Origin of the sequence: Actinomadura rugatobispora (genome assembly GCF_042656285.1) — a bacterium.
GTDB classification, from domain to species: Bacteria; Actinomycetota; Actinomycetes; order Streptosporangiales; family Streptosporangiaceae; genus Spirillospora; species Spirillospora rugatobispora.
This window is the reverse complement of record NZ_JBHSON010000115.1, coordinates 26,559-32,748: the sequence shown is the minus strand read 5'-3', so window position 1 is coordinate 32,748 and position 6,190 is coordinate 26,559. Positions and strand designations below refer to the sequence as shown.

The 6,190-nt window shown below is 71.6% G+C and carries 7 protein-coding genes; 5 read left to right on the top strand and 2 right to left on the bottom strand.

Features of this window, described 5'->3' with window-relative positions:
• On the top strand, nt 1-212 hold a 212-nt coding region (locus ACFPZN_RS48640; RefSeq protein ID WP_378290653.1), incomplete at its 5' end, for a hypothetical protein.
• Between the two features lie 114 nt (nt 213-326).
• On the opposite strand, the gene ACFPZN_RS48635 is transcribed toward ACFPZN_RS48640, so the two are convergent.
• On the bottom strand, nt 327-698 hold the full coding sequence (locus tag ACFPZN_RS48635) for a hypothetical protein (RefSeq protein ID WP_378290651.1): 372 nt from the start codon (nt 696-698) through the stop codon (nt 327-329).
• Nucleotides 699-770: 72 nt separating this feature from the next.
• Between ACFPZN_RS48635 and ACFPZN_RS48630 the strand changes: the two genes are divergently transcribed.
• Nucleotides 771-1,391, top strand: coding sequence for a hypothetical protein (locus ACFPZN_RS48630; protein WP_378290649.1), 621 nt, complete (start codon nt 771-773; stop codon nt 1,389-1,391).
• Nucleotides 1,392-1,874: 483 nt separating this feature from the next.
• Here the strand turns inward: ACFPZN_RS48630 and add are convergent, their stop codons facing one another.
• Nucleotides 1,875-2,852, bottom strand: a complete 978-nt coding sequence (gene add / locus ACFPZN_RS48625; RefSeq protein WP_378290644.1) for an adenosine deaminase — start codon at nt 2,850-2,852, stop codon at nt 1,875-1,877.
• Between the two features lie 741 nt (nt 2,853-3,593).
• Here add and ACFPZN_RS48620 point away from each other — a divergent pair.
• The 3 genes from ACFPZN_RS48620 to ACFPZN_RS48610 are packed head-to-tail and all read left to right on the top strand — an operon-like array spanning nt 3,594 to nt 5,824.
• Nucleotides 3,594-4,220 (top strand): dihydrofolate reductase family protein, encoded by a 627-nt coding sequence (locus ACFPZN_RS48620; RefSeq protein ID WP_378290642.1) that lies wholly within the window; start codon nt 3,594-3,596, stop codon nt 4,218-4,220.
• 12 nt (nt 4,221-4,232) lie between these two features.
• Nucleotides 4,233-4,568: a YciI family protein gene (locus ACFPZN_RS48615; protein ID WP_378290640.1), complete on the top strand. Its 336-nt coding sequence runs from the start codon at nt 4,233-4,235 to the stop codon at nt 4,566-4,568.
• On the top strand, nt 4,565-5,824 hold the full coding sequence (locus tag ACFPZN_RS48610; protein WP_378290638.1) for an RNA polymerase sigma factor: 1,260 nt from the start codon (nt 4,565-4,567) through the stop codon (nt 5,822-5,824). Before ACFPZN_RS48615 ends, ACFPZN_RS48610 begins: the two co-directional genes overlap by 4 nt.
• Nucleotides 5,825-6,190: the final 366 nt, after the last annotated feature.

The window sequence follows — 6,190 nt, the reverse complement described above, 5'->3', positions numbered from 1 at the left end:
GTCCGCTGCGCCGCACGATCCAGCGCGAGATCGAGGACAACCTGTCGGAGAAGATCCTCTACAACGAGGTCAAGGCCGGCCAGATCGTCATCGTGGGCACCGAGGGGACCGGCGAGGAGGCCAAGTTCACCTTCAAGGGCGTCCCGAAGCCGTCCACGGTTCCGGACAGCCCGCCGCCCATCGAGGGCGCGGTCAACTTCAACAAGGACTGACCGAGCGAGCGACGAAAGGGCCCGCTCCCAGGGTGTGCACCCGGGGGCGGGCCCTTCGCCATTCCCGGAGAGCGTCCGCCCGCGCCTTTGCCGCCGCCTGGGAAGTCGCCGGAATCAGGTGATACGACGCCGTATCCGGCGGATACGGGATTCTGCTTGATCGGGAGCGGCGTTTCCGTCTTTGACGCGCCGCAGCAGCCGGTATTCGATCACCTCGTTCAGCGGCGTGTCAGGGGCCTTGCGCCACTGGGCGTTGGCGGGACGCTTTTCCTTGAGGCGCTGTTCGACCGCGTCGTCGTGCCTCTCGTCCGGAACGCCCCGGGCCTGCCCCAGCGTCTGGCGGACGCGGTGGCGCTCGGTGCGGTGCCTGATCCGCCGGTTGCGCGGGATGTTCTTGCGTGACGACTTGTGGTTCTCGCCGTAGAGGTTGCGGCGGTCCTTGAGATAGCTCAGCCGCTTCTTCTCCTGGGGTGTCCGACCACTCATGCGCGCGAGGCTAGGTCGCGGACGGCGTGCGGCCAACCGGATTTTGTCGGAGGCGGCTCGTAGGGTTCGAACATGCGATCGAATCTGCGTGGTTCGGCGGTGGACTTCCGGTCCCGGTTGCAGGGCGAGCTCCTGGCGCGGCTGCTGCTGGGCCCGGCGCGGGAGTCGAGCATGCTGGACCTCGCGGTGATGCTCCGTACCGACCTCGGCACGGTCGTCCGGGAGGTGGAACGCCTGGCCAGAGCGGAGGTGCTCGTCCTCCGGCACACCGAGACCGGCAGGCTGGTCTCGCGCAACGCCGCCACCCCGCTGTACGAGCCGCTGGTGCGTCTGCTGATGCTGACGTTCGGGCCGTCGGCCGTCGTCGCCGAGGAGTTCGGGAAACTGCCCGGAACGGAAGAGGTGCATCTCTTCGGGGCGTGGGCCGACCGCTACGCGCAGCTCCCCGGCCCGCCGCCCGGCGACGTGGAGGTACTGGTCATCGGCTATGTCCAGCGCGAGCCGGCGTTCGACGCGGCCCAGGAGGCCACCGCGCGGCTCGGCCTCCCCGTGCACCCGGTGGTGCGCACGCCGGCGCAGTGGGCGAACGACGACGACCCGTTCCTCCGCGAGATCAGGGCGGGCGGCCTGGTCCGCGTCCTCCCCGCCTACCCGGTCAGCCGCCGGCCCTCCGACCCCCGGCCAGGGAGGTGAACCCGTCTCTCCCACGCAGCGAAAGCGCATGGTCGCCAGTGGTGCTGCAGCAGGCCCCGACGGATCTGAACGCCGCCCACCGCATTTCCGGCGCGGCGGCCGACCGGCAGCGCCCTGGGGCAGCGGCGCACCTGGACCCGCGCCCCCCTCGGAGACACGGCGCTCTCGGCCGTCAGCCGCGCCGCTACGCGCGAGCCGGCCGACGGCTCCTCGCGGCGCGGGCCTCGCTCACCTGCAACCGCCGAGGCCCCGGTCCGGGACGTCCCGGCGCGCAACGCCCGTTGCGCCATCACCGGGGCGGTCCGGTCGGGGCTGCCCGAGATCGGAGAAGCGCCGGTGCGAGTGGTCACGTCCGTTCCTGACCGAGGTCGGGATGACCAGAAGGGCGGAGAGGCACAAGGCCTGCGGAGGGGCCGCAAGGCCACGGCATGACCGCCATGGCGCACCGGGCAGGCCGGAATTCCGCCCTCAGGAGGGAGGACGTCAATGGGGATGACCGTTGTGGGCGAGCCAGCCATCGATCTCCGCGTTCAGCCGGGCCTTCGTCGCCGACGGCGCGAACGACGCCGCCACGCCCGCGCGGGCCAGCTCCGCGAGCACGGTGTCGTCGTAGCCGAACGCCTCCCTGATCAGCGCGTACTCCCCGGCCAGCGATGTCCCGGTCATCGCCGGGATGTCGGTGTTGACCGTGACCGTGAGCCCCGCCGCCCGCAGCCGCTGAAACGGGTGCTCCGACAGCGACGGGGCGAATCCCAGGGCCACGTTCGACGACGGGCACACCTCCAGGGGCAGCCGCCGCTCCCTGACCTCGGCGACCAGGTCGGGATCGTCGAGGACGCGGATGCCGTGTCCGAGTCGTTCGGTCCTCCCGCCCGTGATGGCCTGGCGGATGCTCGCGGCGCCCTCAGCCTCGCCCGCGTGGTGGACGACGTGCAGCCCCGCGTCCCCGGCGGCCTCGAAGACCGCCACGAACGGGTCGCCCGGGTGCGCCTCGTCCCCGGCCAGGCCGACCGCGACCACCTGCTCGTACCGCCGCCCGAGGTCCAGCGTCCGCCAGGCCCGCTCCACCGACCGGCGGCGCGAGTGGTCGAGGATCAGCCGGCACTCGATGCCGAACTCCGCGCCGCCCCTCTCCAGGCCCTCCAGCACGGCCTCAAGCGGCATCTCCAGCGCGCCGAGGCGTTCCCCGTGCCCGGCGGCCGTGAACGACACCTCGGCGTACTGCGTGCCCTGTGCGGCCTCGTCCTCGCAGTACTCGTAGGCGATCCTGCGAAAGTCCTCGGGCCGCTGCAGGCAGGCGCGCACGAGATCGTTCTGTACGAAGAAGTCCGCGAAGCCCCCGAACGAGTGCCCCGCCGCCAGATGCTCCGGGACCGCGACCCCGTTGCGCTTCCCTATCTCGCGAAGCGTGGACCACCGCACGGTGCTCTCCAGGTGGACGTGCAGATGAGCCTTGGGCAAACCAACAAGATCGCGCACCGGCTCAAGCTAGCCCTTCCCTCCACCCCCGGGCGAAGCATTTTCCGGCCCCCACCAGGCACGCGACCACCCCGATGGGCTTTCCGAGCACGCCCGGGACACGCTCGATGCCCTGGGCGGGGCCCCAGCCGCGAGCCGGCGCCCTGCTGCAACGCCGCCCTGAAGCGCTGGCACCCTGCGCCAGCGGCTACGGCGGCGGTGGGCGAGTACAGGATGCGCCGCCCATGGATGTGGCTGGCGCCCCCTCGCGCGGACCGGCGCGCTGGGCTGGGCGCTGGCGCGGGAGCCGCACGCGCCGTTCGGCGCACTGCAGCGCGTGGCCCAGCCAGGAGCGGCGGACGGCGTGACCGCGCCCTGAACCGTCCTGCCGTCGGCTGCTGCGCTACCAGGGCTGCAGTGGTCGCAGGAAAGCGTCGCTGCGGGCCTCCAGCACTGCGGCCGGGCGCGTCAGGGCCACCTCGGCGTACGCGTCGTGCGCGCCGGGGCCACCGCGGCGCACGCGTCGTCCGCGCCGGCGGCGGCGCGCTGCGCGCCGGGGCGCATCCTGGTTCGCCGCGTTCTGGTCGCTTGGTTCAGTTGGACGTGGGGCCGTCCTTGCTTGCCGTTCGAGGCTGTATGGCGAGCTCGTGGGGAGATTTTCGGGGGCGGGTGTCGATTGCGGGCGGTCTCGTTCGCCGTAGTGGGTGAGGGGCGGCACCGACGCCCCGGAGCGAAGGAGGCGGCATGCGGAAGCTGATGGTGATGGCACTCGTGTCCCTGGACGGGGTCGTGCAGGCGCCGGGTGGGCCCGACGAGGACCGCGAGGGCGGCTTCGAGCACGGCGGGTGGGCCGTGCCGTACATCGACCGGCAGGTCATCGGGCTCAATGAGGAGCTCACTGGCCGGGCGGGCGCGCTGCTGCTCGGACGCAGGACGTACGAGACGTTCGCGGCGACCTGGCCGCTGGCCGAGGCCGATGATCCGATCGGGTCCAGGATGAACGGGCTGCCCAAGTACGTCGCGTCGCGGACCCTGGAGGCCGTCTCGTGGCAGAACTCGACCCTGCTGACCGGCGACGTCGTCGAGGCGGTGAGGAGGCTCAAGGAAGAGGAGGGCGGTGAGATCCAGGTCCACGGGAGCGGCGGGCTCGTCCAGACGCTCATCGAGCACGACCTGGTCGACGAGTTCCATCTGCTGGTGGTCCCGGTGCTCATCGGCTCGGGCAAGCGGCTGTTCGCGGAGGGGACGGTCCCGTCCGGCCTCGCGATGACCGGTACCGCGACGACGGACACCGGCCTGGTCGTCAGCACCTACGCCAGGACGGGCAAGCTCGAATACGGTGCGATGGGCCCGGAGACCGGGAACTGGTGACAGGGGGGAACGATGCCGCAGTACGCGATCCTGATCTATGAGAAGGAGACGCCCGGGGGCGTGGACGACATCCCGCCCGAGGTCATGGAGGCCAACCTGGCCGCCGGGGAGAAGATCGCCGCGATGGGGGCGCGGGTCGTCCACGAGCAGGCGCTCGAGCCCAGCGCGAAGACGCGGACGATCCGCAGGGGCGGCGTGGTCACCGACGGGCCGTTCCTGGAGAGCAAAGAGGTGATCGCCGGGTTCTTCGTGGTGGAGGCCGCCGATCTCGACACGGCGGTCGCCATCGGCAGACTACTCCCGATCATGGACGGCGCCGTCGAGGTGCGGCCGTTGCTGGTGGTGTGACCGGGGTTCGGGAGGCGGTCGCCGACGCGCACCGTCGCGAGTGGGCCGCGGTGCTCGCCGCGACGGTCCGCGTCACCCGTGACCTGGACCTGGCCGAGGAATGCGTCCAGGACGCCTACGCCGCCGCGCTGGACTCCTGGACGCGCGGCGGCGTCCCGTCCAGGCCGGGAGCGTGGCTGACGACCGCGGCCCGCCACAACGCGCTGGACGCACTGCGCAGGGCGGCGACCCTGAGGTCCAAGCTGCCCCTTTTGGTCGAGCCGCCATCGGACCGCCCAGCCGATCCGGTGGTGCGCGACGACCGGCTGCGGCTGGTCTTCCTGTGCTGCCATCCGGCGCTGGCCGTCGAGGCCCAGGTGGCGTTGACGCTGCGGCTGGTCTGCGGCGTGGCGACGCCCGACGTCGCCGCGGCGTTCCTGGTCTCCGAGCCGACGATGGCGGCCCGGATCACCCGGGCGAAGAAGAAGATCGCGGCGGCCCGGATCCCGTTCCGGATGCCCGCCCTCGCCGAACTTCCGGACCGGTTGGACGCCGTGCTCACCACGATCCACCTGCTCTTCACGACCGGCCACACCGCGCCCGCGGGACCCGATCTGACCCGGAACGATCTTGCCCAGCGCGCTCTCGACCCGGCGCGCATGCTGCGGTCCCTGATGCCGGACGAGCGCGAGGTGCGGGGCCTGCTCGCGCTGATGCTGGCCAACCACGCCCGCCGGGCCACCCGTACCGCCGCGGACGGCCGCCTCCTGCCGCTGGAGGAGCAGGACCGTTCGGCCTGGGACCGGGACGCCATCGCCGAGGCGGACGGCTTGGTCGAGAGCGCGCTCCGCGGCGGCGCCCCCGGCCGGTTCGCGCTGCAGGCCGCCATCGCGGCGCTGCACGCGACCGCGCCGTCCTACGAGGACACCGACTGGGACCAGATCCTGGTGATCTACGACGAGCTGGTACGGATCTGGCCGTCGCCGGTGGTCGCCCTCAACCGTGCCGTGGCGGTCGCGATGACCGACGGTCCAGCTCTCGCGCTGGCCGAGATCGAGGCCCTCGAACGGGACGACCGGCTGTCCGGCTACCGCTACCTCCCCGCCGTCAAGGCCGACCTGCTTCGCCGCCTGGGCCGGACCGCCGACGCCGCCGCAGCCTACGAACGCGCGATCGCCCTGACCGCCAACGAGGCCGAACGCGCCTTCCTGACGTCCCGCCTCACCGAGACCACCGCTCGGGGCAACGGCGCAGCGCCGAAGCCTTCCTCGTCCTAGGGCCTTCTCAGGCAAACAGGACGCCTTCTCTTCAAGGGTCGGCCGTTGTCGTACTCACTCCGTCCGGGCACGCTCTCATCGGGGAGGCAGCATGCCAAACCCCGCCAGATCGCCCCTTGTTTTCGTTCGGAAACCTTGTCAAGGACAAGCCTTCGACTCGTCGGCAAGGCAGCCCGTACGCCTTATCGGCGAGCACGGGCCCCTGGTCGGCCCGGATAATGCGTCAAGGGCGGTTGTCAGAAAGCGGGTCAAGTCACCCCTATTTTCTTGGACCGAGCGGCCATCGGCATGCGCAGCCGGGATGTCGATCAGATCAGGTTCATGCGTCAGGCCAGGCCGCCCATGCGCTGGAGCTGGTCGGCGACC

Bases quoted from the DNA above. Each gene is read 5' to 3' on its own strand.
- ACFPZN_RS48635 (WP_378290651.1), bottom strand. From the start codon at position 698: ATGAGTGGTCGGACACCCCAGGAGAAGAAGCGGCTGAGCTATCTCAAG.
- ACFPZN_RS48630 (WP_378290649.1), top strand. From the start codon at position 771: ATGCGATCGAATCTGCGTGGTTCGGCGGTGGACTTCCGGTCCCGGTTG.
- ACFPZN_RS48620 (WP_378290642.1), top strand. From the start codon at position 3,594: ATGCGGAAGCTGATGGTGATGGCACTCGTGTCCCTGGACGGGGTCGTG.
- ACFPZN_RS48615 (WP_378290640.1), top strand. From the start codon at position 4,233: ATGCCGCAGTACGCGATCCTGATCTATGAGAAGGAGACGCCCGGGGGC.